This is a genomic window from Gordonibacter pamelaeae 7-10-1-b, assembly GCF_000210055.1.
Classification (GTDB): domain Bacteria; phylum Actinomycetota; class Coriobacteriia; order Coriobacteriales; family Eggerthellaceae; genus Gordonibacter; species Gordonibacter pamelaeae.
In genome coordinates, this window is the sequence record NC_021021.1 from 48,634 (window position 1) to 51,356 (window position 2,723).

Annotated in this window: 2 protein-coding genes and 1 pseudogene; all 3 read left to right on the forward strand. The window is 67.8% G+C overall.

What is annotated here, in order from left to right:
- Window positions 1–292, forward strand: a pseudogene (locus tag GPA_RS00200) (glutamine synthetase); the annotation flags it as partial.
- A gap of 33 nt (window positions 293–325) precedes the next feature.
- Window positions 326–997: a winged helix family transcriptional regulator gene (locus GPA_RS00205; RefSeq protein WP_015538606.1), complete on the forward strand. Its 672-nt coding sequence runs from the start codon at window positions 326–328 to the stop codon at window positions 995–997.
- A gap of 350 nt (window positions 998–1,347) precedes the next feature.
- Window positions 1,348–2,723 (forward strand): 5'-3' exonuclease (locus GPA_RS17065; protein ID WP_041238651.1); only part of this gene is annotated, 1,376 nt, incomplete at its 3' end.

Below are 2,723 nucleotides of genomic sequence, written 5' to 3' on the forward strand. Positions count from 1 at the left end.
CATGCTGGCGGCGGGGCTCGCGGGCATCGAGGAGGGGCTGGAGCTGCAGCCCCCCACCGAGGACCAGGACCTGTTCGCGCTCTCGCGCCAGGATCTGCGCCGCCAGGGCATCCAGACGCTTCCCGAGAGCTTGGGCGAGGCCGTGGAGCTGTTCGCCGGGTCCGCGCTCATGCGCGAGACGCTGGGCGACCACATCCACTCCTACCTCGTGGCCGCCAAGCGCGCCGAGTGGAACGAGTACCAGGGCAACGTGAGCGCGTGGGAGCGCGACCGCTACTTGGCGGTGCTGTAGCCGAGGCCATGGCGGACGGTCGGAGACTCTAGTATGGGGAAATCAGTCATATTCGTAGCGGACAGCCTGGACAACGCCCACAAGTTCCAGCAGGTGCTCTCGGGCCTCGACGTGGAGGTGGCTGCCGGATCGTCGGCGCAGCTGAAGAACCTGCTGGTGCAGCATCCCGGCTACGACCTGGTAGTCTACGAGGCGCGCGGCGAGGCGCTGGGGAGGGTAGCCCAGGCCGAGTCGCTGCTCCTGGAGGACGGCTCCGCGGCGCTCCTCGTGATCGTGGGAGAGGACCAGCTGGGCGAGTTCCGCCTGCCCGTGCAGGTGAAGAGCGACTTCGTGGTGCACGGCGCGTCCCCGGACGAGTGCGCGGCGCGCATCCGCCAGCTGCTGTGGCCCGGCAACGAGAGCTCCGCGTCGGACTTCGTCGCCGTGGACTCCCTGACCATCAACCTGGCCACCTACCAGGTGAACGTGGCCGGCGAGCCCCTGGACCTCACATACCTGGAATACGCCCTGCTCGCCTTCCTCGTGACCCACCCCGGCCGCGCGTACTCCCGCGACGCCCTGCTGCGCCGCGTGTGGGGCTTCGACTACTACGGCGGAAGCCGCACCGTGGACGTCCACGTTCGCCGCGTCCGCGCCAAGCTCGGCCCCGACCTCGCCCAACATCTGGAAACCGTCCGCGGCGTGGGCTATCTATGGAGCGCGTAGGTGCCGCTGGTTGAAGCAGCGGCGGTGTCGTAGGGCAAAGCACCCTCGCAGCTACCCGACCCTCGCAGGTTGAACCTCTCACCAAGGTACCGAGCGAGTTGCCCCTCCCTGGTTGATTTCTGCCAGAAGCCAGGCCCTCGCTTCTCGTGTGAATCTTTCGAGGAGATCAAAGTAGCTTAGGGGTCGGGCCGTGCCCACCAAGCGAGTTCCGCACGAGCCGAACAGCCCGGTGGGCTGTTCGTGCGAGCAGGACTGCCCGAGCGACTGGGCACGGCCCGACCCCGAAGCGGACAACGCCCCTCTGCTATACTTGTCAACCTAACATCCAAGCCGACGGAGGACCTCGCCCCATGCCGAAGAAGATCGCCGTCATCGACGGCAACTCGCTCATGCACCGCGCCTACCATGCCGTGCCGCAGACGATGAACGCTCCCGACGGCACGCCCACGAACGCCGTGTTCGGCTTTCTTGCCATGCTGCTCAAGTTCATCGACATGGCCAGCCCCGACGCCATCATCTGCGCGTTCGACGCGGGCCGCCCCGCCTTCCGCATGAAAGCGCTCGAGCAGTACAAGGCGCAGCGCCCGCCCATGGACGACGACCTGAAGGTGCAGTTCCCCATCATCGAGGAGCTGCTCGAGGCCATGGACGTGCCCGTCGTGCGCATCAAGGGCTGGGAGGGTGACGACATCCTGGGCACGGTGGCCGCACGCGACGAGGAGCTGGGATACGAGACGCTGCTCGTGACGGGCGACAAGGACGCCTACCAGCTGGCCAGCGACAAGACGCGCATCGTCACCACGAAGAAGGGCATCACCGACGTGGCCATCTACGGCCCGGCCGAGGTGGAGGAGCGCTACGGCGTGCGCCCCGACCAGTTCATCGACTTCCTGGGCCTCAAGGGCGACTCGTCCGACAACATCCCCGGCGTGCCCGGCATCGGCGACAAGACGGCCGCGAAGCTTCTGCAAGCCTACGGGAACCTGGAGGGCATCTACGAGCACGTGGACGACCTCAAGGGCAAGCAGAAGGAGAGGATGGTCGACAACAAGGACATGGCGTTTCTCTCCCGCGAGGTGGCCACCATCGTGTGCGACCTGGACTTCCCGCTCGATCTCGAGGAGTGCTGCTTCCCGTCGTTCGACCCGGAGCGCGTGACGGAGGCGTTCAAGAAGGTGCAGTTCAACGCCCACCTGAGCCGCGTGCTCAAGCTGGTGGGACGCGAGCTGGAGAAGAAGGCGGCCCCGCTGTCGTGGGAGCCCGTCGTGACCGGTTCGCAGGCCGACGCCCTCGTGGACGCGGCCGTCGCGCGCGGAGAGACGGTGGGCGTGGCGTTCGTGGAGCCCGAGCAGGCGTCGCTCTTCAACGTGGACCTGACGTGCGCCGTCTCCACCACGCAGGGCACGGCGCTCTACGAGGACGAGGGCGGCCCCGCGGCGTTCGCGCGCATCGTGGCGGCGGGCTCGTTCGCGGCGCTCGACGTGAAGCATGCCGTGCACCGTGTCTACCCGGCCGATACATCCGAGCCCGCGCTCGCATCCGACGACGACCTCATGGGCATGCGCGCGTTCGACCTGGGGCTGGCCGGCTACGTGCTGAACTCGTCGGTGACTGAGTACTCCTACGACGCGCTGCTCGACGCCTACTGCGGCGGCGTGCTGCCCGAGACGAAGGCCGAGGCCGACCTGGCCTGCGTGCAGGCCGCCGCGGCCCGCACGCTCGTAGG

Coding starts and splice junctions, on each gene's coding strand:
- GPA_RS00205 (WP_015538606.1), top strand. CDS start 326: ATGGGGAAATCAGTCATATTCGTAGCGGACAGCCTGGACAACGCCCAC.